1 protein-coding gene is annotated in these 3,110 nt (G+C 57.7%); it reads left to right on the plus strand.

Going from position 1 to position 3,110, the window contains the following annotated elements:
• On the plus strand, positions 1 to 3,110 hold a 3,110-nt coding region (locus IEN85_RS24295), incomplete at both ends, for a putative Ig domain-containing protein (protein ID WP_191619709.1).

Genomic DNA, 3,110 nt, shown 5'->3' on the forward strand with positions numbered 1-3,110 from the left:
GACGAAGACAGCGCCTTCTCGCTCGACGCCTCCACCGCATTCGAAGACGTCGACGCAGGTGACACTCTCACCTTCTCCGCCACCCTCGAAAACGGTGACCCGCTCCCAAGCTGGCTCTCCATCGATTCCGAGACGGGCGAACTCTCCGGCACTCCCGAAAACGGCGATGTGGGAGTAATCTCCGTAACCGTCACTGCCACCGACGAGGCTGGCGAAACAGCCTCCTCCAACTTCAGTATCCAAGTCGAAAATACAAACGACGGACCCACTGTCGTCTCCACGCGAGGAGAAGTCTTGTGGCAAGAAGACTTCTCCGGATTGAGTGACGGCAGTACCTCCGACCAAGGAGAGACCTCTTGGACGACAGACGCCTCCGCAGCGACAGCGACGCCAATCCATGGAGTCTCCGATGAAGCCTACGCATTCTCTAGAAGCACCTCTACCAGCAATGACGATGGAGCCCTCGTAAAGCTCCAGACCGAAACAATCGACATTTCTGGGAAGAAAGAGCTGACTCTGTCCTTCGACCTGCAAAGCAAGGGCGACATGGAGAGTTCCGGTTCCTGGCACGATTACTTTCAAGTGATCGCTACAGTCGACGGAGTTCCGACTGAACTCCTGCAGCAAGATGGAAACCTCAACGGCAATACAGGAACCTTCACCCTTACCAACATCCCGGAAGGAGATAGCCTTACCATTTCCTTCGAAGCCAAGACCACGCATTCCAGCGAGATCTTCACGATCGACAATGTAACGTTGAATGGCGACTCCTACGGACTCGCGAACCAAACCGCAACGGAAGACGCCGCATTCTCCTTCGACGCTTCGGCTGCATTTTCGGATGAAGACTTGGGTGATTCTCTCACTTACGCGGCAAGCTTAGAAAACGGCGATCCCCTCCCGGACTGGCTGTCCTTCAACGCCGCAACGGGTGAATTTACGGGCGCTCCAACCAACGACAACGTTGGAACGATCTCCGTATCAGTCACAGCCAGCGATCAATCAGGAGCCAGCGTATCGTCAACCTTCGGCATCCAAGTAGTGAATACAAACGATGGCCCCACCGCGACAGCCATCGCAGACCAATCCGTTGACGAAGACGCGCTGTTTGAATTAGACGTAAGTTCGAATTTCGCCGACATAGATATTGGCGACACTCTCACTTATACCGCTGAACTCACCAACGAGTCTGGCGAAATTATCGGTGACGGATCGCTGCCTGATTGGCTCACTTTCGATCCTGCCACAGGTCAGTTCTCTGGTACTCCCAATAATGGAGACGTTGGCAATTTCTGCGTAAAAGTAACGGCCTCGGATGGCGAGGAGAGTGCCTCGGATATCGTCGCCATCACAGTCGAAAACACCAACGATGGCCCCGTCGCCAGCGCGGACACCGCAGCCGTCACCGAAGGCAACACCATCGAAATCGACGTGCTCGCAAACGACAGCGACGAAGACATCGGCGATACCTTAACCATCACAGAGGCTACGGTTGTCGGGGGCAAAGGCACTGTATCCATTGTAGACAACAAGCTCGTCTACGACCCAGCAGACGCCTTCCCAGACTTGGTGCTCGATGACAGCGAAGACATCGAAATCTCCTATACAATCTCAGATGGCAATGGAGGAACCACTACTAGCACCGCGACCGTTACTGTGACGGGAGACGACAGTCTCATTCACCTCAGCAGCGGAAACAATTCCTACACGGCAAGCGACAACGACAACGAAATCCATGGTTTCGCTGGGCATGATACGATCTATGCGGAAGACGGAGACGACATTCTAGTCGGCGGAACTGGAAACGACAACCTCCACGGCGGCACGGGCGACGACACCTTCCTCTACACCCAGGGCGACGGAGCGGACGACTTCCACGGAGGCGAAGGAAACGACACCGTAAAGGCCACCGGAGACGACACCGAGATCGTGATCGACTCCAACTTCGACGCCGACAATTCCATCGAGACCATCTCCGCGGACGGACACTCCGGAGTCACCGTCACGGGAGACTACTCCAACCAGACGCTCGACTTCTCCCAAACCGACCTCGACGGGATCGAGTCCATTTCCGGCGGGGCCGGACACGACACCGTAATCGGATCCGACGGGGACGACACCATTCTCGCATCCACTGGAAACGACAACCTCCACGGCGGCGCGGGCGACGACACCTTCCTCTACACCCAGGGCGACGGAGCGGACGACTTCCACGGAGGCGAAGGAAACGATACCGTAAAGGCCACCGGAGACGACACCGAGATCGTGATCGACTCCAACTTCGACGCCGACAATTCCATCGAGACCATCTCCGCGGACGGACACTCCGGAGTCACCGTCACCGGAGACTACTCCAACCAGACGCTCGACTTCTCGGAAACCGACCTCGACGGGATCGAGTCCATTTCCGGCGGGGCCGGACACGACACCGTAATCGGATCCGACGGAGACGACACCATCCTCGCCTCCACTGGAAACGACAACCTCCACGGCGGCGCGGGCGACGACACCTTTCTCTACGCCCAGGGCGACGGAGCGGACGACTTCCACGGAGGCGAAGGAAACGACACCGTAAAGGCCACCGACGACGACACCGAGATCGTGATCGACTCCAACTTCGACGCCGACAATTCCATCGAGACCATCTCCGCGGACGGACACTCCGGAGTCACCGTCACGGGAGACTACTCCAACCAGACGCTCGACTTCTCCGAAACAAACCTCGACGGAATCGAGTCCATCTCCGGCGGAGCAGGACACGACACCGTAATCGGATCAGACGGGGACGACACCATTCTCGCCTCCACCGGAAACGACAACCTCCACGGCGGCGCGGGCGACGACACCTTCCTCTACGCCCAGGGCGACGGAGCGGACGACTTCCACGGAGGCGAAGGAAACGACACCGTAAAGGCCACCGACGACGACACCGAGATCGTGATCGACTCCAACTTCGACGCCGACAATTCCATCGAGACCATCTCCGCGGACGGACACTCCGGAGTCACCGTCACGGGAGACTACTCCAACCAGACGCTCGACTTCTCCGAAACAAACCTCGACGGAATCGAGTCCATCTCCGGCGGAGCAGGACACGACACCGTAATCGG

Source organism: Pelagicoccus enzymogenes (assembly GCF_014803405.1).
Classification (GTDB): Bacteria; Verrucomicrobiota; Verrucomicrobiia; order Opitutales; family Opitutaceae; genus Pelagicoccus; species Pelagicoccus enzymogenes.